General features: G+C 65.0%; 25 protein-coding genes. 16 read left to right on the forward strand and 9 right to left on the reverse strand.

Translation table 11 applies throughout. The features are described from left to right. Position 1: 1 nt before the first annotated feature. From cyoC to MKL09_RS03780, 3 genes are all read left to right on the forward strand, one after another. The gene (cyoC, locus tag MKL09_RS03770) at positions 2-640 is read left to right on the forward strand and encodes a cytochrome o ubiquinol oxidase subunit III (RefSeq protein ID WP_244018095.1); all 639 of its coding nucleotides are present in this window, start codon (positions 2-4) and stop codon (positions 638-640) included. Next, entirely contained in the window at positions 637-1017 is a 381-nt protein-coding gene (gene cyoD, locus MKL09_RS03775; protein WP_244018097.1) for a cytochrome o ubiquinol oxidase subunit IV, read from the forward strand. Before cyoC ends, cyoD begins: the two co-directional genes overlap by 4 nt. A 112-nt stretch (positions 1018-1129) precedes the next feature. After that, complete coding sequence (locus MKL09_RS03780; protein ID WP_244018099.1) at positions 1130-1672, forward strand: hypothetical protein; 543 nt, start codon at positions 1130-1132, stop codon at positions 1670-1672. 4 nt (positions 1673-1676) lie between these two features. Here MKL09_RS03780 and MKL09_RS03785 read toward each other — a convergent pair whose 3' ends face one another. The 9 genes from MKL09_RS03785 to MKL09_RS03825 form a co-directional block, all read right to left on the reverse strand. Next, positions 1677-2384 carry a Crp/Fnr family transcriptional regulator gene (locus MKL09_RS03785; protein WP_244018100.1) on the reverse strand — a complete coding sequence of 236 codons (708 nt, stop codon included), beginning with the start codon at positions 2382-2384 and terminating at the stop codon, positions 1677-1679. Between the two features lie 336 nt (positions 2385-2720). Then, a complete protein-coding gene (locus tag MKL09_RS03790; RefSeq protein ID WP_244018102.1) occupies positions 2721-3452 on the reverse strand; it encodes a Crp/Fnr family transcriptional regulator in 732 nt (243 codons plus the stop codon). Between the two features lie 172 nt (positions 3453-3624). Beyond that, complete coding sequence (locus MKL09_RS03795; RefSeq protein WP_244018104.1) at positions 3625-3840, reverse strand: hypothetical protein; 216 nt, start codon at positions 3838-3840, stop codon at positions 3625-3627. Positions 3841-4384: 544 nt separating this feature from the next. After that, complete coding sequence (locus tag MKL09_RS03800; protein ID WP_244018106.1) at positions 4385-5530, reverse strand: alpha-hydroxy acid oxidase; 1146 nt, start codon at positions 5528-5530, stop codon at positions 4385-4387. Between the two features lie 139 nt (positions 5531-5669). Next, positions 5670-7148 (reverse strand): aldehyde dehydrogenase, encoded by a 1479-nt coding sequence (gene aldA / locus MKL09_RS03805; RefSeq protein ID WP_243959487.1) that lies wholly within the window; start codon positions 7146-7148, stop codon positions 5670-5672. 33 nt (positions 7149-7181) lie between these two features. Then, complete coding sequence (locus MKL09_RS03810; protein ID WP_243940834.1) at positions 7182-7814, reverse strand: hypothetical protein; 633 nt, start codon at positions 7812-7814, stop codon at positions 7182-7184. A gap of 160 nt (positions 7815-7974) precedes the next feature. Next, entirely contained in the window at positions 7975-9861 is a 1887-nt protein-coding gene (locus tag MKL09_RS03815; protein WP_409566897.1) for a TRAP transporter large permease subunit, read from the reverse strand. A 2-nt stretch (positions 9862-9863) separates the two neighbouring features. Beyond that, positions 9864-10883 (reverse strand): TRAP transporter substrate-binding protein, encoded by a 1020-nt coding sequence (locus MKL09_RS03820; protein WP_244018108.1) that lies wholly within the window; start codon positions 10881-10883, stop codon positions 9864-9866. Between the two features lie 116 nt (positions 10884-10999). Beyond that, a complete protein-coding gene (locus tag MKL09_RS03825) occupies positions 11000-12361 on the reverse strand; it encodes an NAD(P)H-dependent oxidoreductase (protein ID WP_244018110.1) in 1362 nt (453 codons plus the stop codon). A gap of 111 nt (positions 12362-12472) precedes the next feature. Here MKL09_RS03825 and MKL09_RS03830 point away from each other — a divergent pair, with 111 nt between their 5' ends. From MKL09_RS03830 to MKL09_RS03890, 13 genes are all read left to right on the forward strand, one after another. Next, on the forward strand, positions 12473-13426 hold the full coding sequence (locus tag MKL09_RS03830; RefSeq protein ID WP_244018112.1) for a LysR family transcriptional regulator: 954 nt from the start codon (positions 12473-12475) through the stop codon (positions 13424-13426). Between the two features lie 883 nt (positions 13427-14309). Further along, a complete protein-coding gene (locus MKL09_RS03835; protein ID WP_244018114.1) occupies positions 14310-14687 on the forward strand; it encodes a DUF971 domain-containing protein in 378 nt (125 codons plus the stop codon). A 63-nt stretch (positions 14688-14750) separates the two neighbouring features. Continuing rightward, positions 14751-16502 carry a fumarate reductase/succinate dehydrogenase flavoprotein subunit gene (locus tag MKL09_RS03840; RefSeq protein ID WP_244018116.1) on the forward strand — a complete coding sequence of 584 codons (1752 nt, stop codon included), beginning with the start codon at positions 14751-14753 and terminating at the stop codon, positions 16500-16502. A 26-nt stretch (positions 16503-16528) separates the two neighbouring features. Continuing rightward, positions 16529-16762 carry a ferredoxin family protein gene (locus MKL09_RS03845; RefSeq protein ID WP_149312599.1) on the forward strand — a complete coding sequence of 78 codons (234 nt, stop codon included), beginning with the start codon at positions 16529-16531 and terminating at the stop codon, positions 16760-16762. 8 nt (positions 16763-16770) lie between these two features. Next, a complete protein-coding gene (locus tag MKL09_RS03850; RefSeq protein WP_244018137.1) occupies positions 16771-17736 on the forward strand; it encodes a HEAT repeat domain-containing protein in 966 nt (321 codons plus the stop codon). 167 nt (positions 17737-17903) lie between these two features. Next, a complete protein-coding gene (locus MKL09_RS03855; RefSeq protein WP_244018118.1) occupies positions 17904-18680 on the forward strand; it encodes a Crp/Fnr family transcriptional regulator in 777 nt (258 codons plus the stop codon). A gap of 164 nt (positions 18681-18844) precedes the next feature. Then, on the forward strand, positions 18845-20269 hold the full coding sequence (locus MKL09_RS03860; protein WP_244018120.1) for an ABC transporter substrate-binding protein: 1425 nt from the start codon (positions 18845-18847) through the stop codon (positions 20267-20269). Positions 20270-20275: 6 nt separating this feature from the next. After that, positions 20276-21166 carry an ABC transporter permease gene (locus tag MKL09_RS03865; RefSeq protein ID WP_244018122.1) on the forward strand — a complete coding sequence of 297 codons (891 nt, stop codon included), beginning with the start codon at positions 20276-20278 and terminating at the stop codon, positions 21164-21166. 91 nt (positions 21167-21257) lie between these two features. Further along, positions 21258-22118 (forward strand): ABC transporter ATP-binding protein, encoded by an 861-nt coding sequence (locus MKL09_RS03870; protein ID WP_244018123.1) that lies wholly within the window; start codon positions 21258-21260, stop codon positions 22116-22118. 23 nt (positions 22119-22141) lie between these two features. Next, positions 22142-22480 carry a ferredoxin FdxA gene (gene fdxA / locus MKL09_RS03875; RefSeq protein ID WP_244018125.1) on the forward strand — a complete coding sequence of 113 codons (339 nt, stop codon included), beginning with the start codon at positions 22142-22144 and terminating at the stop codon, positions 22478-22480. Between the two features lie 17 nt (positions 22481-22497). Beyond that, positions 22498-23271 carry a ferredoxin--NADP reductase gene (locus tag MKL09_RS03880; RefSeq protein ID WP_244018127.1) on the forward strand — a complete coding sequence of 258 codons (774 nt, stop codon included), beginning with the start codon at positions 22498-22500 and terminating at the stop codon, positions 23269-23271. A 15-nt stretch (positions 23272-23286) separates the two neighbouring features. Continuing rightward, positions 23287-24225, forward strand: coding sequence for a DMT family transporter (locus MKL09_RS03885; RefSeq protein WP_244018129.1), 939 nt, complete (start codon positions 23287-23289; stop codon positions 24223-24225). An 18-nt stretch (positions 24226-24243) separates the two neighbouring features. Next, positions 24244-25788, forward strand: a complete 1545-nt coding sequence (locus MKL09_RS03890) for an amidase (protein ID WP_244018131.1) — start codon at positions 24244-24246, stop codon at positions 25786-25788. Positions 25789-26617 lie beyond the last annotated feature (829 nt).

A 26617-nucleotide genomic window follows, 5' to 3' on the forward strand; every position in this document is an offset into this window, starting at 1 on the left:
CATGACCCATCGCACAACCGACGCCCCCGGGGCCGCCATCACCTGGCACCACCTTGACGCCGACGATCACGATCACGATCACGGCGGCGGCGCCACGGTCCTGGGCTTTTGGATCTACCTGATGAGCGACGCGCTCATCTTCGCCTCGCTGTTCGCGATGTTCGGTGTGGTGAGCACCAGCTACGCCGGCGGTCCCGTCCCGCGGCAGATCTTCGATTTGCCGCTGGTCGCCCTCAACACGGCGCTCCTGCTCGCCTCGTCCATCACCTTCGGGCAGGCCATGCCGCACATGGAGGCGGGTCGGATCGGCCCGACGCGCCTCTGGCTCGCGGTGACGGGTGTGCTGGGCGCCGCCTTCGTCGGCGTCGAACTCTACGAGTTCTCGCACCTGATCGCCGAAGGGGCCGGTCCGCAGCGCAGCGCGTTCCTGTCGGCCTTCTTCACCTTGGTCGGGACGCACGGCGCGCACGTCACCGTCGGCCTGATCTGGGTAGTGACGATGCTCGTCCAGATCGGTCAGCACGGGCTGACGGGCGAGATCAGGCGCCGGGTCGTGTGCCTGTCGATGTTCTGGCACTTCCTGGACATCATCTGGATCGGCGTCTTCAACTTCGTCTACCTGTATGGAGTGATCCGTTGAGCACCCGTCCCGTCCATCTCGCACCCGAGGATCATGGGACCGCTCGCGAGCATGGCAGCCGCCGCGGCTACCGGATCGGCGTCGCGCTCGCGATCCTGCTTACGGTCATCCCGTTCTGGCTTGTCATGTCCGGGGCGCTGCCCAATGCGGCGGTCACGGCGGCGATCATCTTCGCGCTGGCACTCGTCCAGATCGTCGTGCACGTCGTCAGCTTCCTGCACCTCGATACGCAGTCCGAGGGCGGTTGGACGTTGCTCGCCTTCCTGTTCACGGCGGTGATCGTGGTGCTGACGATCGGCGGCTCAGTCTGGGTGATGTACCACCTCAACACGAACATGATGCCGATGCCGGATAGCGCCCCCTCGACGATGCGCTGAGCTGGTCGGTCGCGGTTGTGATGGGGGACTTCCAATAGCGGCCGAGCTGCGCTCGGCTCATCGTGCATGAACCTGCCGACATGACCACACGAGTGTGCGTCAGGAGAAATCAATGATGGCGTCAGACACGTCCGCCGACAGCCCGATACACGCCTCGGGACGGTCGTGCATCATTCAGGAAGCAGACCTGGATCGCATGGTGACACGTCACGAGCAGCTGGCGTGCCTATGCGATCTGTTGGAAGCCTGTGCCGACAGCTTGCCCATCTGGCCGAAAGACACACAGGCTGAACAGCTGCGCCTGGCGCTCGGCGCGTTCGTCGAGGGAGAGCGGGAAGGCGATGCGTCCCTCACCAAGATCTTTAGGTGCGGGTTGCAGGATCCGTTGGCGGCGCCCTTGATACGCCACGTCGATGCCCGCCACACCGATGACCTCGTGCACGCTGAGGACCTGATCGCCGCGCTGCAAGCGGGGCCGGTACCGAACGGCAGGATCTCGGCCGAGACGTTCGGGTACATGCTCCGCTGCTTCTTCGCAGCGGGCCGCCAATCGATGGTTTTGGAGGAGTTTGCGGTCCTGGCGCTCGGCCGCGATCACCTGACAGTTAGCGGCGAGTCGCTGCTCCTCAGCAGCCTCTGCCGGCGGGCGAGTTGACGCCTTATCGGGCCGCCGCCCAAGCACGAAGCGCATGTGCATCTTTGATCGTCACCGTCCGATTGCCCGAGAGGGCGAGCACGCCGGCGCCCTTCAGCTTCGTGAGTTGTCGGCTCACCGTCTCGATCGTCATCCCGAGCACATCTGCCATATGACCGCGGGTCATCGGCAGATCGAAGGTCACCGGGTGGTCCGATCCCGGTCGGCGGACACAGCGCTCTGCTCGTGCAGCCATGTCGATGAGGAGTCCGGCCACCTTCTCACCGGCCGAGAGACGCGCCAAGCTCAGCATGCGGCCGCGCGCCTCCTTCAGCGCTCGTAAGGTACGCTGGAGCAGGAGGTTCTCCATCCGCGCGTGCTCCTCCAGGAAGTGCTCGAAGGGTCGTCTCTGGACCGTGCACAGTTCCGCGTTGGTCAGAGCCGTGACGGTGAAGGCGTGCTCTTCTGCGTAGGGTTCACCGACGAAATCGGCCGGGTAGAACAAGCCTACGATCTGCTCTCGTCCGTCGGCCGTGGCGGCGACCATCTTCAGGACGCCCGACACCAGATTGGCACAGATCCGGCTCTCGTCGCCCGCCCACATCACGGTCTCGCCCGCCGTGACGCAACGGCGCTGGCACAGACCGGTGAAAGCGATCACACCCTCGTCGTTGAGGCTGCTGCACAGCGCGTGTTCGCGTACGGGGCAGTCCACGCAGATCTCGGTCGGCACCGGTCCAATCCTTGAAGGCGACAGCAGTCAGGCGTGTTGGCCGGGACCTGCGTGAGATGAGATGCATGGAGCATCGGCCACGAGCTTGCAGCCGCGTCCCAGGGCGGGTCGACATGGCCAACGAAGTGGGCAGCTGACTTGCAGTGCTCGGCGCCGCCTACGACAAGCCGGGCTTATGCGGGCATGGCTGGGGCGGTTGGGCTTGCAGGTCGGCCATCGGCGTCTCCGTGACCAGTTCCTCTGAACTGATCCCGTCGGGCAGCCGGGTCCTTGTTTCAGATCAAGGCAACAGCTCCGACAGTAAGGGCGTCCGCGCGCCGAGGCTCATTGGCTGCGTCATCCACCGAGGCGTTCAAGTCGGGGTATGTCGAGCAGGCGGACCCCGCCAGGTACGATCAGGATGACCTTCTCGCGGTCCAGCCGCGTCAGCGTGCGGCTTACCGTCTCGATGGTGAGGCCGAGATGGTCGGCGATGTCCTGTCGGCCCATAGGCAGCTCCAGCGTCACCGAAGTCAGGCCGATGCGCGCGTAGCGTCCGCGCAGGGCGAGCAGGAAGCTCGCGACCTTCTCCTCGGCCCCACGACGGGCGAGCAGCAGCATGAGCTCCTGCGCGAGGCCGAGCTCGTAGCCGGCGCGCTCATGCAGGCGCTGCAGGAGGTGGGGCTTTCGAACCATGAGATCCTGGAACGCCCGCCGATCGAAGCGGCAAACGGTGACGTGCGACAGGGCCTCGGCGGTCACCGTCTGTCGCTCCGCCAGCGCGAGGCCAAGGAAGTCGCCGACGAGAGCGAAGCCCATGACGTGGCGGCGTCCGTCCGGAAGCAGGCGCGAGAGGCGTAAGGCTCCCGCGGTGACGTTGTAGACGGCCGTGGTCTCCTCGTCCTGCGAGAACAGCGTCTGGCGCGCATCGAGCACGGCGTGCCGGCTGAGCGACTCGAGTTCGTTCAGTTCCTCAGGTGTGAGTGCAGCGCACACGCTCAGGAGGCGAACTTGGCAGTGGGCGCAGCCAACCTCGGTGCGTGCGTGCGGACACGTATGCCGTTCGGGGCCGCAGGTCTCACTCGACATCAACCAGGTTCCGGACTTCCTTGCGGAGACGCAAGCTTACCCGAACCGCTCTCGACGCGTACCACGGAAACCCGCCGCATCCTGCGCACGGCACTTATGCACCCAGATCGCGCGCTGCGCCGTGCCGAAGGCCGCCTCCGGCCCGAACGGGCATCTGAGCGATGCGGTGAGCCTACGTAACAAAATGCGCCAGCTCCATGACCTCGCAGGTATCGGCCCGCAGCCGCCAGTCGGAGATGCCGAGGGCTCGGCAGAAGAGCGCTTTGGCCTCCCAGGCCGCGCTGACGTCCGATCGCGCGCGAAGCCGCGTGCGGCGTTGCACGATGCATCGATCGTGTCCGGCGCCGTCCAGGACGATTTTGTGGAAGGTGATGAGATAATCGCGCATGAAGCCTCCCCGCATAGGACGCTTCAAACCTGCCGAATTTATCTGGCTGCGCTTTGATCTGAAACAATGCCCCGACGGGAAGCGGCCGGCCGGAATTGGCCGAAAGCTGCCCGTCCGCTTCGAAGAAGGCGGCCCGAAAAGCGGATGGTCCTGTAGCAGCCCCGTCTAGTCGTCCAAATTCTATGACGCCATGCCCATTAGTGGAAAAAGAGCCAAGAATTATATTAAATTTAATTCCGAAGTTTCCCTCGGCGGAGGGGCGTTGCTCTTCTTATGCCAAAATTGATCGCAGGATTGAGCATTTATAACGCAGTATTCAGAACCACGGCAGCCGATTGTGGCCCGTTTGCACTTTTCGAGTGGTTCATGATCACGGCTCTCAAGGTATATAGTTACGAAAAGTGCCAATAAATACACAGATGCCCGCTCAAAGCTGCGGAATTTAGCAATATTCTAATTTTCTATGTTTGCCTTATTGATCTTATGCTAGTCCATAATTAAATCAAAGGTTTTTTCCAAACATTACCGCTCGATATTGAATTGCTCAACGGAATCTTAAATTATTGCGGCTCAACTGATCAATTGATGTGCATCCCATCAGCCTCATATCGCGCTCGATCTCGATCTTCATCAGTTCCAATGCCCGTTCCACGCCGGCTTGGCCGGCGGCGGCTAGCGGAAAAAGGTAGTACCGGCCGACCCCGACCGCTTTTGCGCCGAGCGCCAGAGCCTTGAGGACGTGGGTGCCGCGCTGCACGCCGCCGTCCATGATCACGTCGATCCGGTCACCGACCGCATCGACGATCTCCGCAAGCTGGTCGAAAGCCGCCCGCGAGCCATCGAGTTGCCGGCCGCCATGGTTGGATAGGACGATACCGGTGCACCCGATCTCAACGGCGCGCTTCGCGTCCTCAACAGACATTACACCCTTCAGGCAGAACTGCCCATTCCAAGCCTGCACCATCTCGGCAACGTCGTCCCAGGCCAAGGCCGGATCGAGCATCTCCGTGAAGTAGCGGCTGATCGAGAGGGCCCCACCGCCCATGTCAACGTGGTTGTCGAGTTGCGGCAGCTTGAAGGACTCGTGAGTGATGTAATCGAACGCCCAAGCGGGCTTCATTGCGAACTGCGCCATTCCGGCCAGTGTCAGATGGAATGGGATGGCGAAGCCGGTGCGCTTGTCGCGCTCCCGGTTGCCGCCGGTGATGCTGTCGACGGTCAGCATCATGACCTCGACGCCCGCAGCCTTGGCCCGGGCCATCATCTCGCGATTCAGGCCGCGATCCTTGTGGAAGTAGAACTGATAAACCTGCGGGCCACTGCTGATCCGCCGTGCCTCCTCGAGGCTAACGGTACCCAGCGATGAGACGCCGAACATCGTTCCGTACCGAGCTGCTGCCGCGGCGACCGCACGCTCCCCCTGATGGTGGAACAGCCGCTGCAGGGCGGTGGGCGAACAATAGACCGGCATTGCCAGCTTCTGGCCCATCACGGTCACGGACATGTCGATGTCGCGCACGCCTCGCAGCACGTTGGGAACGAGGTCGCAGGTTTCGAAGGATGAGGTATTGCGCCGGTAGGTTGTTTCGTCGTCCGCTGCACCGTCGATGTAGTCGAAGATCGGCCTAGGCAGCCGGCGCTTTGCCAAGCGCCGAAAGTCGTGGAAATTAAAGCAGTTCTGGACGCGCATTTCGTCATTCCGCAGCGGCAGCGCGACAGAGCGGAGCCCCGGGCGGTCCGTCATATGCCGGGTACCGGCGACTAGATCCAGTCGGCCCGGCGCCGCGGGGCAAAGCCCGTGATGCCGGCGCCGGACTCGTCGTACGAGCTTACCGGCCCTGAATGTAGACCACATGGGTCTCGGTGAACTCGTAGAGGCCATGCTTGCCGTCGGCGCCGCCGATGCCGGACTTGCGACGGCCGGCGTGGAAGCCTTGCATCGCCTCGAAATGCTCGCGATTGATGTAGGTCTCGCCAAACTTCAATTCGCGACTGGCTTGGAGCGCAGCGTTGAGATCGTTGGTGAAGATCGACGAGGTCAGCCCGTACTCGGAGTCGTTGGCAAGGGTGATGGCCTCGTCAAGGCCGTCCACCACCTGTACCGGCAGGACCGGCCCGAAGGTCTCGCTGCGCATGATGTCGTGGTCGGCGCCCACGCCTGCGATTAGGGTCGGCTCGTAGTGGAAGCCCGACGACCGATCGGCGATCCGCCCGCCGGTGATGACCGTGCCACCCTGCTCCCGGGCGAGGTCGACGGCCCGGGCGACCTTGTCGAGGCCAATCTTATTCACCAGCGGCCCCATGTGCAGGTCGGTCTCGTGGGACGGGTCGCCGTAGCGTGTAGCCTCGAACAGACCCTTCAGCTTGTCGATGAACGCGTCGTGGACCGCACGCTCGACGTAGACCCGCTCGGCACAGTTGCAGACCTGCCCGGTGTTGATGACGCGGGAATCGTAGATCGCCTTGGCGGCGAGATCGAGGTCGGCGTTGGCGAGCACGATCGCCGGAGCCTTGCCCCCAAGTTCGAGGTTCACCCGGGTGAGGTTGCGGCCGGCAGTCTGCATGATCCGCGAGCCGGTGGCGACGCTCCCGGTGAAGGTCACGAGGTCGACGCTGCGGTGCTCGACCATAGCTTGGCCCGCGGCGGCGCCCCGGCCGCCGATAATGTTCACGACGCCAGCAGGCAGGTCCGTCTCGGCCAGCAATTCGGCGAAGACGAAGGCGTTGATCGGCGTCTCCTCGCTCGGCTTGATGACGATGGTGTTACCGGTGATCAGCGCCGGGGCGAGCTTGCGGGCGATCAGAAAGAATGGGAAGTTCCAGGGCAGGATGCCGGCGACTACCCCCATCGGCTTGCGCAGCAGGAAGATCGTCTCGTTCTGCCGGTCGCTGGTGATGACCTCGCCTTCGAGCCGGCGGGCCCACTCGGCCATGTAGTCGATGTAGCTCGCGGTGAAGTCGATCTCGACTTCGGCGAGCGGCCGGACTTTACCTTGCTCCCGGACGATGATGTCGGCGAGTTCCACCCGGTGCTCGCGCACCTTAGCCGAGATCTGCCGCAGGTAGCCGGCGCGCTCGATGGGCGGGCGCTTCTCCCAGGCAGACTGGGCTCGGCGAGCGGCTATTACAGCGGCGTCCACGGTGTCGGCGCCGCTCTCCGGAACGCGCCCCAGGAGGCGGCCGTCGGCGGGGTTCGTCACTTCGATGTAATCGCCGCCATCGACGAACTGGCCGTCGATGTAGTTGCGGTAGTCGACGGGCCCCTCGTGAAGGCGGTCCGCGATGGGTCGGGTCGCGCGTGAATTCATGGCAGTCCTGCGTCGTGGGGGGATGGGGCTGGGTCAGTGCTGCCCCTGGTCAGGAGCGATCAGGCCGTCGTTCCAGACGAACGAAGCCCCGGTCTTCACCTGCTCGGCTGTGAGGGTTGGGAAGCAGATGTCGGCGAGCTTGCCGTCGTAGCGGACGTAATCGACCATCGAGTTCAGGGTGTGCGTCCCCTCCACGGGGAAGAAGCTCGTGGGCTCTGCGTAGTCGTAGACCATCAGGAACTGGCCCGTGGTCTTGGTGCCGTCGGGCATCGCGACGCCGGGGGGGCAGGCGCTCCAAGTGTGGGGAACGCCCTCGGGGATATCTACGAGGCAGCCGTGTGGGATCACGTAGACCTCACCGTTCAGCTCCACGAGGCCGACGCCGCCGGTCACAAGGATGCGCTCGGCCAGGAGCCGCCGGTCCTCGTCGCGTTCAGCCATTGTGACATGGACGTGCCGAGGTAGGCGCAGTTCGTGGTTGAAGGGGATGAAGCCGAGCTGCCCGCGCTGTGTCGAAGGCGTGGCGAGGGCGCCGCCGGGATAGAGCTCGTGCATTGTCAGCGGGATGGTCTTGAATGGGGTCTTCACATTGGCGCCGGTGCCGTGGGTGATCCGGCAGCCGTTACGTAGCGCGAAGCCGATTGGTGCGATGTCGGCGGTGGACATGGAATGATCCCTTGGTGACTACATGAAGGTCATGAGTGTCCGGAGTGCCGAACCCTCCGGCGAGTACAAGGCAGCGCCCAGCGCTCCGGGAATCGGGCGACACAGGGGCTTGGCACCCGGACCCCACCGAAGACCTCGGTCCTTCGGAGACCCAGGATTTTCAGAGAAAGACTGTCGAGATCCACGGCACGGCGGCGATGATGATCGTCCCGATCAGGAGGGCGAGCATGTAGCCGACGATGGGCCGCATCCCCGCGTCGGGATGAATCCGGCTCACGGCACAAGCAGCGTAGTAGCCGACGCCGAAGGGCGGGGCGAACAGGCCGATGCCCATGGAGAGGATCACCACCATCGCGTAGTGGACCTCGTTGACCCCCACCAGCTTGGCGATGGGGAACAGCAGCGGCCCGAACAGCACGATGGCCGGTATGCCCTCTAGGACGCTGCCGAGGATCACGAAGGCGACGATGGTGACGGCCAGGAAGGTCGGGATGCCGCCGGGCAACCCCGTCATGAAGGTCGCTAGAGAAGCCGAGAAGCCCGATTGCGTCAGCGACCACGCCATGCCAGTCGCCGCGCCGATAATGAGCAGGATCGCCCCCGATAGGGCCGCTGTCGTCACCAGCATTGGGTAGAGGCGCCGCCAGTCGAACTGTCGGTAGATTAACAGGCCCGTTACGAAAGAGTAGGCGATGCCGATGGTCGACACCTCAGTGGCTGTGGCGATGCCCTCCACCACCGCAAAGCGGATCACGAAGGGCAGCGCTAGCGCCGGGATTGCCACGACGAAGGCCCGGCCGATCACTGCCCGGGACGGGCGCTTGATGTGGCTGAGGTCCTCGCCCCGGTAGCGCCACCAGACGAGGGCGCACAGGATGAGGCCGAGGACCAGACCCGGCAGGAGACCGCCGGTGAACAGGGCGGTGATCGACACGCCCGTCACCGAGCCGATGGTGATTAGCACGATCGAGGGCGGAATCGTCTCGGTCTGCGCGCCGGTGGCGGCGAGCAAGGCCACGAGGTCGCCTTCCTTGACGCCCCGCGCCTTCATTTCCGGGAACAGGACTGGGGCAACGGCGGCCATGTCGGCGGCCTTCGAGCCCGAGATTCCTGAGACGAGGTACATCGCGCCGACTAACACGTAGTGCAGGCCGCCGCGCACATGTCCCAAGAGGCTAGCTAGGAAACCGACCATGGCCTTGGCCATGCCGGTCATCTCAATTAGCAGGCCAAGGAACACGAAGAGCGGCACGGCGAGCAGGATGAGGTGGCTCATCCCTTCGTCCATGCGCCCCACCACCACCATCGAAGGGGTGCTCGTCGTGAGCACGATGTAAGCAAAGGTGGCAAGCCCAAAGGCGAAGGCGATTGGCACGGCGCCGAGCACCATCAGCCCGACCAGGCCAACGAAAAAGATCACGAGGTTGAGGTTGCCAAGCGGCTGGAGCACCGGGGCCAGGGTCACGAACAGGGCGATCGTCGCCCCCACCACCGCGACCGCCCCGAGGATATGACGGAGGTCCCCCACGGCGGCGAGCCGCAGGGAGGCTACGAGCCCCATCAGTCCGAGGCCGATCGGCAGGGCGGCCGCCCGCCACGCGTTCGACAGCTCGAGTGCCGGGGTCGTGACGAAGGATTCCTCCACCGCGAACTCGTAGGCTGGGTGCCAGACCACCACGAGGAAGGCCAGCGGCGCCACGATCGCGATGACGTCAAAGAAGGCCCGAAGGCCGGGTGACATCATCGCCACCACCGCCGTCATGCGCATGTGCTCGTCCCGCTGGAAGGCGAGGACAGAGCCGAGTATGGCGAGCCATAGGAACAGGATGCTCGCGAGTTCGTCGGACCAGATCAGCGGCGATTCGAAGACGTAGCGGCTGAGGACGCCGACCAGTAGCACGATGATCTCGGCCACGAGGATGAGGGCGGCTGGGATCTCGACCATCGGCTTGAGGAGGGCGCCGGCTTTGAGCGCCCACCGGCGCCGAGGACCGAGGCCGGCGGGGACGGCGAGCGTCCCCGCATCAAGGTGCGTCGCGTGGGCCATGCTCAGTCGAGCCCCCCAGCGGAGGCCTTGTTCAGGAGGCCCCAGGCCTCGTCGCCGAACTTGCGCTTCCACTCGTCGTAGAAGCCGGCCTTGCGCAGCTGGTCGCGGAAAGGCGCCTGATCGGGCTTGTTGAATACCAGCCCCTTGGCGGTCAGGTCCCCCTGGAGTGAGGAATTGAGCGCCTCGGTGTCGGCGCGCTCGGCGAGGCCCGCCGCGTTTATGTTCTTGGCGACGATATCCTTAACGTCGGCCGGCAGCCGCTCCCATGCTCGGCGGTTGCTCAAGAACCAGTACCCATCCCACATGTGGCTCGTGAGGGAGCAGTACTTCTGCACCTCGTAGAGTTTGGCGGTGGAGATCAGCGCCAGGGGGTTTTCCTGGCCGTCCGTTACCTTGGTCTGGAGGGCGGAATAAGTCTCGGCGAAGGATATGGTGGTGGGCGACGCGCCGAGCGCCTTGAACATCGAGGTCGAGATCGCGCTCGCCAGCACGCGCATCTTGAAGTTGCCGAGGTCGGCCGGGGTGTTGATCGGCCGGTTCGAAGTGGTGATCTGACGAAAGCCGTTGTCCCAAATCTTGTCCATGGCGATCAGGCCACTCTTGGCAATCTGGGCGCGCACATAGGCGCCCAGTTCCCCGTCCATCGCCCGCCACACTGCCGGGTAGTCAGCGAAGGCGAAGCCGACGCCGCTGATCGAGGCACTGGGGATCAAGGTCGAGAGAATGAGCGGAGAGAGGACGAAGAACTCCACCGCCCCGGACCGCAGCTGGCCGAGCACATCCTGGTCGCCGCCGAGCTGGTTGTTCGGGAAGACCTTAAGTTCGAACCTGCCGTTGGTCTCGGCCAGGATCTTCTGCGAGGCTTCCTGCGCGCGGACGTTGATCGGGTGCGTCGCCGGGGCGTTGTTGGCGAACTTATAAGTAAATTCAGGCGCTTGGGCCCAGGCTCGGGTCACGAAGGGGCTCGCCACCGCCGTCGAGGCGAGGGCCGTCTTGAGCAGGATGCGTCGCGAAAGGATCATACGGCGTGTCTCCCAAAAAGCGGCCTGATCTCGCGGCAAGTCGGGCCAGGGGCTTTTCGCCCTCTAGGAACCTGGACCCGTGCTACGGTGTGGCTCTGTTGTCGTGGTGGCAAAGTTTACGCGCGCTCAAGGCCCTTCTCCGCGCGGAAGATCGATTCCATCTCCTGCCGGAAGGCGATTGCCTGGTTGGCGCCGTCGTAGCTGACGTTCGACCAGCGGACTGGCTGGCCGGCGGCCACCGAGTTCTTCAGCTTGAGGCCGTGGGCGAGGCCGATTGGTACGGCGCCGACCCGCAGGGACGTCTCGGCCGGCACGACCTTGCCGTAGACCGTGTAGCCGCCCTCGCCGTCGAGAATCTCGCCCTCCTTTAAGGCCCGCTTGGAGACGGCAATGACGTCGCCGCGCCAATCGTTCGTCGAGCCGGTGGGCTCGCCCCGCGTGGCGATGCTCGCCACGGAAGTGCCCAGTTCGAGCCCGATTAGGTGGTAGGGCTTGTACATCGCGGCGTAGCGGCCGGACTCGTCGGTCTGCAGGCCGTACTGGTTGAAGCAGTCCTTCACGTACTGCGTTGGCGCCTCGAACACCGCGTAGACGCCCCAGCGCAGGTCCCGGAACACTGGGCGCCCGTCGCGCTCGATGGACGAGACCACCTCCACGGTGCCCTTCTTGGGCAGGATGCCTCCGTCCGAGACCGGCCGGAGCACGCTCGGCAGGTCGTCCACGCCGCAGGCCGGGAAGGCGAGGCCGTCGTCCGGCGGGCTGAGGTCGCAGCCGTTGGCCACCGCCGCCATCTCCAGGGCGGACTTGGTGCCGTCGAGGAAGGAATTGAACATCTGCGGGTTGAAATCGCCGCCGGCGACCTGCTCCTCGCTGAAGCCGTAATGCCCCCACACCGTGTCGGGCGTCGACTGGTGGTAGACCGGCAGGTACTTGGTGCCCTTGCCGGCGCAGACGACGTCGAGCCCGACGCAGCGCGCCCAGTCCACCAACTCGGCAATCAGGGCGGGCTGGTCGCCCGACGCCATGGAGTAGACGATCCCTGCCTCGGCGGCCCGGCGGGCCAGCAGCGGGCCGGCCAGCGCATCCGCCTCGACGTTGACCATGATGATGTGCTTGCGGTGCGCGCACGCAGCGATCACGTGGCGGATGCCGGCGGCGGGGCTGCCGGTGGCGTCGATGACGATGTCGATGAAGGGGCTGGCGATCATCGCCGCCGTGTCGTCCGTCACGAAGGTTTTCTGCGACCGGGACGCCTCTTCCAGGGATGCGGTCTGGGAGCGCTCGTCGGGCCAGCCGACCCGGTGCATCGACGCCTTGGCATTGACAGGCGAGAGGTCGGAGACGCCCACGAGGTGAATGCCAGGGGTCCGCCACGCCTGCGACAGAAACATTGAGCCGAACTTCCCGGCGCCGATCAGACCAACGCGGGCCGGACGGCCCTCCGCCGCGCGCCGCTTGAGCTTGGCGTACATGGACATGGCGTTGCTCCGTTGAGGGGCGACAACGGCCCCCTTCTATGAATTTTGTCTCGTGTTGCGGGGTTGTACCGGCGCACGTCCGGCAGGAAAATGTGAATTGGAGCAAGCTCGATGTGCGTGAATTCCAAAGGACCTGACTTCGACTGGAACGACCTGCGCTCGTTCCTGGCGGTGGTGCGAGCTGGGCGCCTAACCGTCGCCGCCCAGCAGCTCGGAGTCGACCACTCGACACTGAGCCGCCGGATCACGTCTCTAGAGAACGCTCTCCAGGTCCGGCTCTTCGACCGTCTGCTCACCGGCTACGTCCTCACCGAGGCCGGCCGTGGCCTCGTCGGCGAGGCCGAGCGGATCGAGGCGGTCGCTATCCGCATTTCCTCGGACCTGATGGAAGCCAAGGTGCAGATGTCCGGGCCGGTCCGGGTCGCAACGCCGGAAGGATTCGGCACCTACTTCCTCGCCCAACACCTGCAGACCCTGGCTGGGCGCCACCCGGAGGTCACCCTCGAACTGATCGCCGATCCAGGCGTCGTCAGCCTCGCCCGGCGGGAAGCCGACATTGCCGTCACCATGGAGAGGCCAGATGCGGGGCCGCTCCGGGCCCAGAAGCTTATGAACTACGAGTACGGACTCTACGGCAGTGAGCAGTTCTTGCGGGAACACGGCACGGGCAAGGGCGACCTCGACTACGACGGCGTCCGCCTTATCGGCTACATCCATGACATGATCCCTACGCCCGCCCACGACTACCTGTCGGAGCTGATTCGGGGGCGGCGGGCGGACCTACAGATCTCGAACATCATCACTCAGCTCAGCGCTACGCTTAGCGGCTACGGTCTGTGCATCCTGCCTTGCTTCATGGCTGCTCAGCACAGGGCGCTGCGGCGAGTCATACCGGAGCGTATTCGCTTCACCCGTTCCTACTGGCTCGTCACCCATGTCGACGTGCGGGCGCCGGCCCGCGCGAAGGCGATCGTCGCGTTTCTCCAGGACATCGTGCGGGAGAACCGGTCGCTGTTCCAGCCGTCTGCGGCGACGCAGCCCGACAAGGACGAAACCGACTGGTAGGCCTGGCCTTCGCTCGAACGAATATTGCGCAGGCGCTCTCGACTAAACCACGCTAAATTCTACTTGCGCCAGACGAGTGGAGCAGGAGCTAAGTACTATCACAAAATGTGCAGAAAACCAATGAAAGCGTTAGCCCTTGTTCCGAAAGGGCGGGGCAAGATTTTCTGTGTTTTTTACGAATTCGTCGGCGATCATAGCAGCAGCGCTATTTCGGACGCCAGCATGAGTCCGTAGCCTGCATGTCTGGGTCTATCCGCCCTCCGATGTACCAGGATCCGTCGCATCTTATCTCCGGGCCCGGGCAGCGGAAGTCATCCTGGCCTTACTGGTCGACCTCGTTGTGATCATCCTGATCCCCTGTTTCTCAATCGGGTTCCTCTGAGCCGGCGCACGTGAGAGGACGCTCGGCCAACGAAGGTAATTCAAGTCGATAATTGGCTTATGAGGCAACGTGGACCGCGACGCGAACCACTTGATGTTCCGGTTCGGAGAAGCGCAGTGCAATCACTGAATGTCTGAAATAGGCGCAGAGCCGAACGGTCGGTTTTGCGCCCATTTGTGATCCGGCATGGCGTAGTCTGGCCGAAAGCGGCCGGTCAGCATTGGAAGCCAACTGTTAGAGAAGCGGACAATTTCTAACCGTCACAGGCTTAGTCACGTACGACTCGTAAGGAGCCCGCTGCTCAGCACATCGGATCCACCCGCCGCGATGAAGCTCTGCGCCAGCGCCGCTGAGGCCAGCCTCGACCGCAGTGGCGCCAAAAGATCGTGCGCATCAGGCGAGGTTTCTTGGCGACGGACCTGATTGAAATTCCGAGCAACTAATTGCTGTCCGATCGATCGCGCCTCGGCTTCTCTCACGATGCCATCAGAGGAGGAGCGTATGGCCGACCACGCGACCGGGCTTCCGAATCCGCCTCCGTTCGACCCGGGGGCTATCCCCGAGGGCGCCACACTTTCGCGCGGCGGACTTTCCTTGCGCCTGCAATGGAGTGACGGCCTCGTCGCGACGCTGCCTGCCGAGCGTCTGCGACTGCGCTGCCGCTGCGCGTGGTGCACTCGCGACCGCGTCGAGAACCGTTTCCCCGAAGCCTTCGGCGGCATCACCGTCACAAAGGTCGAGCCGATGGGCGGCTATGCCGTGCATATCGCCTTTAGCGACGGCCACGCCCGCGGAATCTTCCCCTGGTCGTATTTGCGCGCCCTCGCGGCCGAGGCGCCACCCGTCGCGCTCCAAGCTGCGCCGCGTAAAGCTGCCTGACCCCCGATCCGACCGCCCCATGACGGCACGAGCGCCGCCATTCCGTTGACGCGAGACCTTCCCATGAGCGCCTTCGAATCCACGACGAAGACAGAGATCATTGAGACCGACATCCTGGTGATCGGCGGCGGCACCGGCGGCCCGATGGCCGCCATCAAGGCCAAGGAGGCCAACCCGAAGCTCCGCGTCGTCCTGATGGAGAAGGCCAACGTGAAGCGCTCGGGCGCGATTAGCATGGGCATGGACGGGCTGAACAACGCCGTCGTGCCGGGCTACGCGACCCCCGAGCAATACGTGAAGGAGATCACCGTCGCCAACGACGGCATCGTCAACCAGCGCGCCGTGATGGCCTACGCGCAGGGCTCCTTCCCGATGATCCAGTACCTCGACCGGCTCGGGGTCAAGTTCGAGAAGGACGGGTCGGGCGAGTACAATATGCGCAAGGTCCACCATATGGGAACCTACGTGCTGCCGATGCCCGAGGGGCACAACGTCAAGAAGGTCCTCTATCGGCAGCTCCGCCGTCTGCAGGTCGGCGTCACCAACCGCTACATGGCGACCCGGCTGCTCAAGGGCGCGGACGGTCGTATCTCCGGCGCCATCGGCGTCAACACCCGCACCAGCGAGTTCCTGGTGGTGAAGGCCAAGGCGGTGATCCTAGCCTGCGGCGCCGCTGGGCGCCTGGGCCTGCCGGCCTCGGGCTACCTGTTCGGCACCTACGAGAACGCGGCCAATTGCGGCGACGGCTACGCAATGGCCTATCACGCCGGCGCGCAGCTCGCGAACCTTGAATGTTACCAGATCAACCCGCTGATCAAGGACTACAACGGGCCGTCCTGCGCCTACGTCACCGGCCCGTTCGGCGGATACACGGCCAATAACAAGGGCCAGCGCTTCATCGAGTGCGATTACTGGTCGGGCCAGATGATGCTGGAGTTCTGGCGCGAGCTGCAGGGCGGTAACGGCCCGGTCTTCCTCAAGATGGACCACCTACGCGAGGAGACGATCTCCGAGATCGAGACCATCCTGCACTCGAACGAGCGGCCCTCGCGCGGGCGCTTCCACGAACGGCGCGGCACCAACTATCGCCGCCGACCGGTCGAGATGCACATCTCGGAAATCGGCTTCTGCTCCGGCCACTCGGCCTCGGGCGTGTTCGTCGACGAGTTTGCCCGCACCACGGTCCCAGGCCTCTACGCCGTCGGCGACATGGCGAGCGTGCCGCACAACTACATGCTCGGTGCCTTTGTGAACGGTGGCATCGCCGGCGCCGACGCCGCCGCCTACTGCTCGGCCAACGCGCTGGCGGACCACGACGAGGCCGACATCGCCGCAGAGCGTGTGCGGGTCCTGGCGCCGACCCGGCGCGACGACGGCTTCACCCCGCACGAGATGGAGTTCAAGACCCGCCGCCTGGTCAACGACTATCTGGAGCCGCCGAAGGTGACGGCCAAGATGGAGCTCGGACAGCGCCGCTTCGCGGAGATCCGCGAGGACCTCGACCTGCTCTGCGCCCGCGACCCGCACGAGCTGCTGCGCGCCCTGGAGATGCAGACGATCCTAGACTGCGCCGACATGGCTGCCGCTGCCTCGCTCTACCGCACCGAGAGCCGCTGGGGCTTCTACCACCTGCGCGTCGACCACCCCGAGACCGACGACGCAAACTGGAACTGCCACACCATGCTGTTCAAGGACGCCCAGGGCCGGATGGCTCACGCCAAGCGGGCGGTAGACCCGTTCATCGTGCCGGTCGCCGCCGAGGAGATGAGCGCTTACCACCAGCTCCGCATCAAGACGCCGGCCGCAGCCGAGTAGCCCTCCCACGAACCGGAGATCGATCCATGCCGATCATCAATCAGGCCAGCAGTGCCGCGGTCGTCATCGACGACGAGAAGTGCATCGCCGAGAAGGGCTGCCGCGTCTGCGTCGACGTCTGCCCGCTCGACATCCTCGCGATCGATGAGACGCGGCAGAAGGCCTACATGAAGTACGACGAGTGCTGGTACTGCATGCCGTGCGAGGTCGACTGCCCGACGAACGCAGTCAAGGTCAACATCCCGTACCTGCTGCGCTGAGGCCGACCATGAGCCCCGTATTCGATACCTTCGACGACGACCTCGACGACGTAGCCGAGCGCTGCGCCAGCGCCGATGCGGGCGTCCGGCGCGTCGCGATGATGGAGCTCGCCGAGGCTGTCGGCCCCGAGGCGAAGGTCCTACTTCTGAAGGGTCTCGGCGACTCGGACGCCACCGTTCGTGCGGCCGCCGCCAAGGCCCTGGATGAGCACGACGGCGCGGACGTCGTCGAGGGCCTGGTGCGCTCCCTCGAGGACGCCGACGAGGCCGTGCGGCGCACCGCCGCCGACACCCTCGCCGAGAAGAAGGAGCCGACCTGCGGCCCGCTGCTGATCGAGCGCGCCGAGCACGCCGACCCCTTCGTACAGGCGTCCGCCCTGCGGGCGCTGCGCGAGCTCGTCCTGCCGGATGCCCTGTCGGCCGCATTGAAGGCGCTACAGAGTTCGGCGCCCGAGGTTCGCCGCGAGGGCCTCGGCGTCATCGGCTATCTCAAGGCTGAGGAGGCGCTGCCCGCGCTGATCGCCACCGCGGGCGATCCCGACCCGACCGTCCGGCGCGCGACGATGGCGGCCCTGGTCTTCCTGCGCCCCGGCGGCCCCGGCATCTCCACGTTGATCGCTGGCTTGTCTGACGACAACTGGCAGGTACGGGAGGAAACGGCTGTCTCATGTGCCAAGATCAGGCTGCCGGAGGCGACGCCCCCCCTTATCGCGGCAATGGACGATCCCGTCTGGCAGGTCCGCATCAAGGCTGCCAACGCTCTCGGCCGGATCAAAGCCTCGGCCGCCGTCGACGTTCTGGGGCACGCACTGACTTCGGAGGTGAGTAATCTGCGCAAGGAGGCTGCCGCGGCCCTCGGCGAGATCGCCGACCGGCGCGGTCTCGCTGCCCTTGAGGCGTCCTCCAACGATCCGGATCCCGACGTCCGCAAGCTCATCCAATGGGCGATCGGGCGCTGCCAGGGACGCCCCTGACTGATCCAACTGACGACGTTCGATGCGGCGCCTCTCCCATCCGGGTGGGGCGCCGCATCGCGTCTACAGACGGCTCGCCGGCAGCCGGATGCCACATGCGACTAGGGACAGTTTAGAGCTGGTACAGGGTTTGCTGCGCCATTCCCTGCAAGACGCAGGAGATGGCGATGCAGACCACGGCGCCGATACGCCCATCTCAGGCCCCGGCGGGGCTGCAAACTCAGGCGAACGCCCTTCTGCTGTCCGAGGCTGCACTAAGGGCCGGCACCGGCCAGCGCCCGCTGCTCGACGGATTAACCGAACGCGAGCTTGCCCTTGTCATGGAGAAGGGTCGACGCCGTGTACTCTATCGCGGCGCGACCCTGTTCATGCAGGAGACGCCGAACGACGGGATCTGGATCGTCGAAAGCGGCCGCATCCGGGTCTTCTACGCGGCGCCCTCCGGTCGCGAGATCACGCTGGCCTACTGGTACCCCGGCAACTTCGTCGGCGGTCCCGACGTATTTGGCACCGGCCTTCACAAGTGGTCGGGCATGGCGGCGAGCAATTCCAGCGTGCTGCACCTGCCGGGCAAGGCCCTTCGACAGCTCGTGACGCAGATTCCGGCGCTGGCAATCGGGGTCATTGACGGCTTGACCTTCAAGGGCCGCTGCTACTCGACCCTGGCCCAGATGCTCGGAACCCGCTCGATCACCGAGCGACTCGCCCACCTCCTCCTGCATCTGTGCGATCTCTACGGCGTGCCGGAGGAGGACGGGACCGTGATCGCGGCGACCTTTACCCACGCCGACCTCGCCCACATGGTCGGCGCCACCCGGCAATGGGTAACGATCAGCCTGAAGCGCCTTTCGGAGCAAGGGGTCGTCGCGACACGGCGCACGCAGATCGTTGTGTTGCGCTCTGAGATCCTAGCGCAGATGCGTGGCGGCGAGGAATGCGCCTAAATCCGAAGCTTCCCGCTCAAATCGACAGCACATCCGGGCTGACACAACCTTTTTGCGCAACTAATCGACCCGCGCGCTCTCTCAATGTTTGATCGAACTCGTCGCCAAGTCCGATCATGCCTCCGATGTCGCTGCGGCATCGGACCGACATGACGGAGCGGGCGATGGCAAGACGGTTCCCCGGGCTCGGATCGGTATCCGCTCTCGCGCTTCTCGCACTTACCGGCACCGGGATCGGTACGCCGGCCCGCGCCGAGACCCTGACTGTCGGCATCGGCACGCAGGACACAACAACCAACACCGCCACTGTAGGGGTGGTTATCCGACAGCTCAAGCTGCTCGAGAAGTACCTGCCCAAGACCGGCAAGTACGCCGACAAAACCATCCAGCTCGACTGGCAGAACTTTACGTCCGGACCGCCGGTCACGAACGGCATGATGGCCGGCAAGCTCCAGTTCGGCGCGATGGGCGATTACCCCTTGGTCGTCAACGGCGCCACCTTCCAGAACAATCCCGAGAGCAAATCGAAGCTCATCGCGGTCGCGGCGTACAACCTCTACGGTTCCGGCAACGGCATCGTCGTCAACAAGGACTCCGAGTACTTCTCCTTCGAGGACCTGAAGGGAAAGGTCGTCAGCGTGCCCTTCGGTTCGGCCGCCCACGGCATGATCCTGAAGGCGTTGCAGGACAAGGGCTACCCGGCCACCTACTTCCGTCTCGTTAGCCAGAGCCCGGAGGTCGGTTCGACCAACCTTCAGGAGAAGAAGATCGACGCGCACGCCGATTTCGTCCCCTTCGCCGAGCTGCTACCGTTCCGCGGCTCCGCCCGCAAGGTGTTCGACGGCGTCGAGACCAAGCTGCCGACCTGGCACGGCGTTGTCGTGCGCACCGATTTCGCCAAGCAGTACCCCGAGATCGTCGAGGCCTACGTGAAGGCGGTGCTCGACGCAGACGCCTGGGTCAAGTCTGACCCGAAGCGCGCCGCTGAGCAGATTGCGACGTGGACCGGTACCGACAAGGAGGTGGTCTATATCTTCCTCGGTCCCGGCGGGATCATGACCATCGATCCCACGATCAAGCCGCAACTGATCGACGCCGCACGCGAGGACGTGAAGGTCTTGCAGAAGCTCGACCGGATCAAGGAGTTCGACGTCGGCCCTTGGGTCGACGACGCGTATCTTCGCAAGGTCTTCGCCGAGCGCGGTCTCGAGTACGACCAGCAGCGCGCGAGCACCGCCAACTATGAGGTCAGCGGTCAGGACACGTTCTGCAAGAAGCCGATCACCGAGCCGCGCAAGGCCGGCGAGATCTGGGTGAAAGGCGGCGCGATCCAGCCCTATTCCAGCGCCGCCTGCACGCTCGGCGCGCTGAACGAGATGAAGACCAAGGGTCAGGCCGTCGACGTCGCCTACGTCTTCGACACGGCCCGCGGCATCAAGCTGTTCGCCCGCGAGGCCTTCTACGTGGTCGACGACAAGGGCGGCATCGCGCCCTTCCTCCTGAAACAGGATGCCGAGGCCGCGGCCCAGGGCGGCGGCAAGGTGATGCCCTACGACGAGGCCCTCAGGGCCGCTGTGACGGGAGGCTAGACCCTCATGGAAGCTGTCGCCCTCCGGTCCACCGCCGAGTCCGAGCCGCCGCGAACGGTGACCCTCGCGCCACCGCCCGCGTCTGCCCAACCCACGACCGGCCGCACCCGCCGCTGGCTTCGCCTGCACCGCGGTGAGTTCCGCGCCGCACTGATCGGGCTCGCGTCACTCATCCTGTTTGTCGCCCTCTGGCAGTATATGACTGCCAACCGCGTCACCCTCTACGTGCGGTTCCTGAACATACCCACGCCGATGGACGTCGTGGGCCGTGCGGTGATCGCCCTGCACAGTCCCGTCTTCGGCGATCACGTACTCATCTCCTGCCGCCGGATCCTGTTCGGCTTCCTGCTGGCCGGCGGTGTCGCCGTCCCGCTCGGCCTCCTCATGGGCCGCTATCACCTCCTGCGCGAGATCGCCTTCCCGATCTGCGAGGTGCTGCGGCCGATCCCGGCCATCGCCTGGGTTCCGATGGCGATCATGCTCTGGCCGACGAACGAGGGCTCGATCGTCTTCATCACCTTCCTCGGCTCGTTCTTCCCGATCCTAATCAACACCCTCCAGGGCATGGTGCAGGTTGACCCAGTGCTGGTGCGTGCCGCCCGGTGCCTCGGAGCCAGGGAAGTAGCTGTGTTCCGCGAGGTCTACCTGCCAGCCTCGTTGCCGCAGATCTTCACCGGGCTGACGGTCGGCATGGGCGTGGCCTGGGTCTCGCTGATCGCCGCCGAGATGATCTCCGGCCAGTTCGGCATCGGCTACTTCACCTGGGAGGCCTACTCCCTGGTTCAGTACCCGGACATCGCGCTCGGCATGATCACGATTGGGCTGCTCGGGCTCGGCTCGAGCTTCGCGATCCGGCTCGTGGGCCGCCTCGTCATGCCCTGGGCCTCCGCCCGGTAGGACACCCGACCAGCCCGACGACCGCGCCTCCCTCCGTGGTGCGCCGCCCCACGCGGCGGATGCCCGCCCCCCATCAATCGAGGAGCCTGCCATGCCCGAGCCGAGCCGGGGCCTGATCGAGGTCCGCGACTTCTGCCTGCGGTACGAGACGATGGAAGGCGCCGTGGAGGCCGTCTCGAATACGTCGCTCACGGTGCAGCCCGGCGAGTTCGTATCGATCATTGGCCCATCCGGTTGCGGGAAGTCGACGCTGCTCAACGCACTGGCCGGTTTTCTCAAACCATCGTCGGGACGGGTGACCGTCGACGGTGAGGCGATCTCGGGGCCGAGCGCAGACCGCGGTATGATCTTCCAGCAGTACTCACTCTTCCCGTGGAAGACGGTGCGCGAAAACGTCGAGTTCGGCCTGAAGATGAAGGGAGTCCGGCGCGGCGAACGCGAGCGACAGGCGCGCACGCTCCTAGGCCTCGCCGGTCTCACGCCGTTCGAGAACCACTACCCAGACCGGCTGTCAGGCGGGATGAAGCAGCGTGTCGGCATCGTGCGTGCGCTGGCCACCGGTCCGCGCATCCTCCTGCTCGACGAGCCGTTCGGCGCCCTCGACGCGCAGACCCGGCTGATCATGCAGCAAATCCTCACCAACATGTGGCAGCGCCTGAAGATCTCGGTGCTGTTCGTGACCCACGACATCGACGAGGCGATCTTCCTCTCCGACCGCGTCTACGTGATGACCGCCCGTCCCGGGAGCATCAAGGCCGAGATCGTGGTGCCGCTGCCCCGACCGCGGCAGCCAGCCCTGACCCTGTCCTCCGAGTTCCTGGGCCTGCGCCGGGGGCTCATGTCGCTGATCCGCGAGGAGAGCATCCGCGCGATGGGCGGGGAGGTCAGCGCCGAGGCGATGAAGGGCCTAGCCATCGATGTCGAGGGCCAGGATCTCGCCGCGCTACTCTGAGCTCCGCGTCAACGGGTGAAGCCATGACCTATGTCGTCACCGAGAACTGCATCCGCTGCAAGTACACCGACTGCGTCGAGGTCTGTCCGGTCGACTGCTTCTACGTCGGTGACACCATGCTGGTGATCAATCCGGACGAATGCATCGACTGTGGTGTGTGCGAGCCGGAGTGCCCGGCCGATGCCATCAAGGCCGATACTGAGCCGGGAACGGCAGGCTGGAAGGCCTTCAACGCCAAGTACGCCGACCTCTGGCCCAACATCTCCGAGAAGACCGAGCCGGCCGGCGACGCGGCGGCGTGGGACGGCCGCGACGGCAAGCTACTCGAAGCGTTCGGAAATGCGGATCCGGCGGTCGCCTGAGTGAGGAAGAAAGAGCGATGAGCAAGTTCCACGAGGAGCGCGTCCTGTCGGTCCACCACTGGACCGACAACCTGTTCTCGTTCCGCACGACCCGGGATCCGGCGTTCCGCTTCCGCAACGGCGAGTTCACCATGATCGGCCTCGAGGTCGAGGGCCGGCCACTGCTGCGTGCCTACTCGGTGGTCTCAGCCAACTACGAGGAGGAGCTGGAGTTCTTCTCGATCAAGGTCCAGGACGGGCCGCTGACCTCCAAGCTCCAGCACCTCAAGATCGGCGACCCGATCATCGTCGGCAAGAAACCCACCGGCACGCTGGTGCTCGACAACCTGCTGCCCGGCCGGCACCTCTACCTGCTCGGCACCGGCACGGGGCTGGCGCCGTTCCTGTCGATCATCAAGGATCCGGAGACCTACGACCGGTTCGAGAAGGTCGTGCTGGTCCATGGCTGCCGGCAGGTGCAGGAACTCGCCTACGGCGAGACCATCACCGAGACGCTGCCCCGCCACGAGTTCTTGGGCGAGATGATCTCGAACCAGCTGATCTACTACCCAACCGTGACCCGCGAGCCGTTCCGCAACCGCGGCCGGATCACCGACCTGATGGTCTTGGGCAAGCTCTTCTCCGATATCGGCCTGCCGGAAATGGCGATCGCGGCCGACCGGTTTATGCTCTGCGGCAGCCCCGACATGATCCGCGACACCCGGGAACTCCTGACCTCCCGCGGTTACGAGGAGGGCAACCACGGCGAGGCGGCCCACTACGTGATCGAGAAGGCCTTCGTCGAGAAATAAGGGAGCCCGGACCTCGTGCGACTCCCTCATCTGACACGCACACAGGCCGGACGGCTCTTCCTCCTCGCCACGGCGACGGGCTGGGGCCTGAACTGGCCGGTGCTCAAGCTGGTCCTTCAGGACTGGCCGCCTCTGTTTGCGCGGGGCGTCGCCGGTCTCATTGCGGCCTCTGGACTGGGCCTTCTCGCCTACGGGCGCGGTGAGCGCCTGACGGTGCCGCGCGCACTTTTCGGACGGCTCGGTCTCGCCGCCGCGATCAACGTCTTCGCCTGGATGGGTTTCACCGGTCTGTCCCTGAGATGGCTCACCGTACCGGAGGGGGCGCTGCTGGCGTACTCGATGCCAGTTTGGGCCGTGCTTCTCGCCTGGATAATGCGCGGTGAGCGTCCGGATCTGCGCGGGTTCGCGGCCCTCGCACTCGGCATCCTGGGTATCTGCGTTCTCGTCGATGGCACGGGGACCGGTCTGATCCTCCACAAGGCGCCCGGTATCGCCTTCGCTCTGGCCGCTGCCGTCCTGTTCGCGCTGGGAACGATCCTTGAGCGAAGGCCGATCGGCTTGCCACCGATCGCCCTCACCGCGTGGCAGGTCGGGCTCGGCTGCCTGGCGATGACGCTGATCAGCCTTCTCACCGAGGCCTCCGAAATCAAGGGCCTGAGCCTGTCGAGCCTGGCCGGCATCAGCTACATGGCGATTGGCCCACTCGCGCTCTGCTATCTCAGTTGGCAGGCCGCCCTACGCCGGCTGCCGACAGGCATGGCGACCACGGGCATGCTGTTGGTGCCGATCATCGGAACGGTCGCCGCTGCAGTCGCACTCCATGAGACGATCGGATCTCGACAGATGCTCGCCTTTGTCCTGACGCTGACTGGCGTCGGCCTGGCTCTGCAGAGGAAGGTGATGCCAACGTCACCGACAACCTGCGCGTCGTCGAATGCGGGCCTGGCACGCTGACGCACGGGGAGCACGAGGATGACCGGCAGTACCGACAGTGAGCGCAACGAGGCGGACTTTTCAGACCGTGACTGGGGAGCCGCCTCTGGAGGTTTGACCCGGCGAGCGATCGCAGGTGCCCTCGCGCTCGCCCCCTTCCACCGCAGCGCCTCAGCGGAGGAAAGTAGGCGTGATCCCTCCCTCCTCGACGGCGCAAAGCTTCAGGCGGCATACCGCGATCGGTCCTGCTTACCGACGGAGGTCGTGACCTCGGTCTTCAAGCGTGCCGAAGCGCTGGACCCAGCCGTCAACGCTTTCATCGTTCTGGATCGGGAGGGAGCCCTCAGTGCCGCTGAGGCATCAGCGGCCCGCTGGCGGGACGGCAAGTCGCTGGGCCCGCTGGACGGCGTCCCCGTGACGCTCAAGGACAACATCCCCTGGGCTGGTCACCCCACCCGTAAAGGTAGCCGGGCCGGCTCGGATGCAGCGACCCTCCAGAACTCGCCTTTGGCGGAGCGCCTGTTGCGCGCCGGCGCGGTTGTCATCGGCAAGACCTGCATGCCGGAATTCGGCTGGAAGGGGGTCGGCGACAGCCCGCTGACTGGGCTGACGCGCAATCCGTGGAACACGCTGCTGACCACGGGAGGGTCGACAGCCGGGGGATCCGCTGCGGCGGCGCTCAACCTCGGCGTCGTGCATTTCGGCACCGATGGCGCAGGCTCCATCCGAATCCCGAGCTCGTTCTGCGGCGTCTTCGGGATCAAGCCCAGCCTCGGCCGGATCCCTGCTGTACCGGCCGCCCCAACGCTGCACCTCGGGCCTGTGAGCCGCACGGTTCGCGATGCCGCTGTCGCGCTGCAGGTGCTCAGCGGTCCTGACCCCCGCGACATGACTTCGTCGCACGGACCGATGCCGGATCTGGTCGAGTCGCTCGACTGGGGCGTCAAAGGTCTGCGTATCGCGTGGAGTCCAAGACTCGGTTACGTCGAGCGGCTCGATCCAGAGGTCGAGGCCATCGTCGGACGGGCCGCTGAAGCGTTTGCGCAGCTTGGTGCCAGTGTGGAGCACGCGGATCCGGGGTTCCCCAATCCGATGCCGATCCTCGAACCGATCTGGCTGACGATCGCGTGGTCGGCAGTCCGACCAATTCCTGAGGCACAGTGGAGCGAACTCGATCCCAACCTCCTTGCTCTGGCCAAAAAGGGGCAAGGTGTCTCCGGTGCCGATTACGCGACAGCCTTCGGTGCGCGAGCATCTCTGCACGCCGCCATGGCCCGGTTCAACGAGCGGTATGATCTGCTGCTCACCCCAACCGTTGCCGTTCCGGCTTTCGCGGCCGGGCATAACACACCGCCGGGCGGGGCATACGGCGACGATTGGCTAAACTGGGCACCTTACACCTACCCGTTCAACCTCAGTCTGCACCCCGCGGCATCGGTACCCTGCGGGTTCACCAGTGATGGCCGGCCCGTCGGACTGCAGATCGTTGGTCCTTATCTTCGGGAGGACATCGTGCTCCGGGCTGCGCGCGCATACGAGCAGGCGCACCCCTGGCCCTTCCTTGAGAGGCCGAAGTTAGGCTGATTGCTCGCGACGCCCTGACGAGAGCTTCATCAGAGCGAAGTGCTTGCGCAATCCTGATCCTCGGGCAGCTCTACCTGCGATGGCGACGCCGGGGTGCTTTGGTGCCCGACGGTTCCATCGTCATAACGCATAGGCGTGGTCGAGCACGATCGTCCGACCGTGACCGAACGGGTTAGATCTGACGCGTGTGCTCGGACCCGAGGTGGACATGGTTCTCGGAGCCAGCATCGTGACCGTGGCGTGCGCCCGCCAAGTGAAGATCGTCTGATCGCGGGGGATCGTCGCGATACGTTCGGGCATCCAAGACTGCCGCGGTTGGGCGCTCACGCATCGCCGTCAGCCAAATCCAGAGAGCTTCGTGGCCGCATCTCACATCAATTCCGGCCTTCTCGTCTCGGACAGCCTCGTCCTTACTTCCAGTGGCTGCGGGAGGCTCGAACTCATGGGGGCTAGCGGGCTGACGGGGGCCAATTTCACATGCTCGGCGTGGAAGGGGTTCCGCCCAACCATGGCAGAACGCCTTCGTCAGCGAGGACCAGATCCCCTTCATCCAACGCTTCCACGACATCGGCGTGCGCGTCGAGCCGCTGACCTACAGCCTGACCGGTCTCCTCAGCACGGTGCAGGGCCATCCGGATCCGCACGCGCGATGTCCGCTATGGAGGAACGTCCGCGGCTCCTTGGATGACCTGACCTGACCGGTATTTTGGACCGAGCCGATTGAGAGGCTACTGCATGGTGGCAGCCATGGGTAGCCGGAAGGCCAGATCCGGGTAGCTGACGGGCGCGGGCGGCCGATAGCCCAGCGACGAATGCGGTCGGACGCGGT

The sequence above is a fragment of the Methylobacterium sp. J-048 genome (assembly GCF_022829515.1).
Classification (GTDB): domain Bacteria; phylum Pseudomonadota; class Alphaproteobacteria; order Rhizobiales; family Beijerinckiaceae; genus Methylobacterium.

What these genes read in the sequence shown, in the direction of transcription:
- cyoC (WP_244018095.1), top strand. Translation starts at nt 2, where the DNA reads ATGACCCATCGCACAACCGACGCCCCCGGGGCCGCCATCACCTGGCAC.
- MKL09_RS03780 (WP_244018099.1), top strand. Translation starts at nt 1,130, where the DNA reads ATGATGGCGTCAGACACGTCCGCCGACAGCCCGATACACGCCTCGGGA.
- MKL09_RS03790 (WP_244018102.1), bottom strand. Translation starts at nt 3,452, where the DNA reads ATGTCGAGTGAGACCTGCGGCCCCGAACGGCATACGTGTCCGCACGCA.
- MKL09_RS03795 (WP_244018104.1), bottom strand. Translation starts at nt 3,840, where the DNA reads ATGCGCGATTATCTCATCACCTTCCACAAAATCGTCCTGGACGGCGCC.
- MKL09_RS03800 (WP_244018106.1), bottom strand. Translation starts at nt 5,530, where the DNA reads ATGCGCGTCCAGAACTGCTTTAATTTCCACGACTTTCGGCGCTTGGCA.
- aldA (WP_243959487.1), bottom strand. Translation starts at nt 7,148, where the DNA reads ATGAATTCACGCGCGACCCGACCCATCGCGGACCGCCTTCACGAGGGG.
- MKL09_RS03810 (WP_243940834.1), bottom strand. Translation starts at nt 7,814, where the DNA reads ATGTCCACCGCCGACATCGCACCAATCGGCTTCGCGCTACGTAACGGC.
- MKL09_RS03815 (WP_409566897.1), bottom strand. Translation starts at nt 9,861, where the DNA reads ATGGCCCACGCGACGCACCTTGATGCGGGGACGCTCGCCGTCCCCGCC.
- MKL09_RS03820 (WP_244018108.1), bottom strand. Translation starts at nt 10,883, where the DNA reads ATGATCCTTTCGCGACGCATCCTGCTCAAGACGGCCCTCGCCTCGACG.
- MKL09_RS03825 (WP_244018110.1), bottom strand. Translation starts at nt 12,361, where the DNA reads ATGTCCATGTACGCCAAGCTCAAGCGGCGCGCGGCGGAGGGCCGTCCG.
- MKL09_RS03830 (WP_244018112.1), top strand. Translation starts at nt 12,473, where the DNA reads ATGTGCGTGAATTCCAAAGGACCTGACTTCGACTGGAACGACCTGCGC.
- MKL09_RS03835 (WP_244018114.1), top strand. Translation starts at nt 14,310, where the DNA reads ATGGCCGACCACGCGACCGGGCTTCCGAATCCGCCTCCGTTCGACCCG.
- MKL09_RS03840 (WP_244018116.1), top strand. Translation starts at nt 14,751, where the DNA reads ATGAGCGCCTTCGAATCCACGACGAAGACAGAGATCATTGAGACCGAC.
- MKL09_RS03845 (WP_149312599.1), top strand. Translation starts at nt 16,529, where the DNA reads ATGCCGATCATCAATCAGGCCAGCAGTGCCGCGGTCGTCATCGACGAC.
- MKL09_RS03850 (WP_244018137.1), top strand. Translation starts at nt 16,771, where the DNA reads ATGAGCCCCGTATTCGATACCTTCGACGACGACCTCGACGACGTAGCC.
- MKL09_RS03855 (WP_244018118.1), top strand. Translation starts at nt 17,904, where the DNA reads ATGCAGACCACGGCGCCGATACGCCCATCTCAGGCCCCGGCGGGGCTG.
- MKL09_RS03860 (WP_244018120.1), top strand. Translation starts at nt 18,845, where the DNA reads ATGGCAAGACGGTTCCCCGGGCTCGGATCGGTATCCGCTCTCGCGCTT.
- MKL09_RS03865 (WP_244018122.1), top strand. Translation starts at nt 20,276, where the DNA reads ATGGAAGCTGTCGCCCTCCGGTCCACCGCCGAGTCCGAGCCGCCGCGA.
- MKL09_RS03870 (WP_244018123.1), top strand. Translation starts at nt 21,258, where the DNA reads ATGCCCGAGCCGAGCCGGGGCCTGATCGAGGTCCGCGACTTCTGCCTG.
- fdxA (WP_244018125.1), top strand. Translation starts at nt 22,142, where the DNA reads ATGACCTATGTCGTCACCGAGAACTGCATCCGCTGCAAGTACACCGAC.
- MKL09_RS03880 (WP_244018127.1), top strand. Translation starts at nt 22,498, where the DNA reads ATGAGCAAGTTCCACGAGGAGCGCGTCCTGTCGGTCCACCACTGGACC.
- MKL09_RS03890 (WP_244018131.1), top strand. Translation starts at nt 24,244, where the DNA reads ATGACCGGCAGTACCGACAGTGAGCGCAACGAGGCGGACTTTTCAGAC.